1 protein-coding gene and 1 pseudogene are annotated in these 644 nt (G+C 36.8%); both read left to right on the top strand.

The window, feature by feature from the left end; genetic code table 11:
* A partial coding sequence (locus ACFIK8_RS11990; protein ID WP_375669556.1) for a TolC family protein occupies positions 1-313 on the top strand: 313 nt, incomplete at its 5' end.
* 248 nt (positions 314-561) lie between these two features.
* Positions 562-644, top strand: a pseudogene (locus tag ACFIK8_RS11985) (DUF2497 domain-containing protein); the annotation flags it as partial.

Raw genomic sequence — 644 nt, 5'->3', positions numbered from 1 at the left:
GGCTTATAGTAATACAAGACAGGCACTTACTTCTGCTTGGTTTCAGTTAGAGGGTGCACGCGCATCTGTAGTTGCTTACCGCGAGAGTGTTCGTGCTGCTGAACTTGCTCTTAAAGGCCGTATTCAAGAAAATCGTGTCGGGCAGGCAACGACATTAGATGTTTTAAATTCTCGTACGCAGTTGATTAATGCTCAAATTGCTCTTGCGATGGCAGAACGTAATGCTGTTGTTGCAAGTTATGGTGTTCAATCTTCTGTTGGTAAATTAACTGCAAATTATTTAGGCTTAAAAACGGTTAAGTATACCCGATAAAACATAAAAATAGCTCTCTATCTGCTGAACTAGGTTTAATCTTTAAAAGATCGATAAATCGATATCAGCATGTTGGGAAATAGAGTGTATAAATTATTATTTTTATAAATAAAGAAAGTTGTGTGTAGAATCATCTTCATGACAATCATATTTGAAAATATAGAAGAGGTATGTTGATCTTATGATTCTTTTGCATACACTAAGAATATGATTCTGTTTGTTGTTGCGTCTTTGAGAGGTCGTTAAGTATGGTACAGAGTTCGAGCGTGTGACGTGAGCCAAGTATGGATGAAATTTTGACATCTATTCGCGAAATAATCGAGGAGAATGC

It is taken from the genome of Bartonella sp. MR168JLCBS, assembly GCF_042194175.1.
This window is presented reverse-complemented; position numbering and strand designations above follow the sequence as displayed.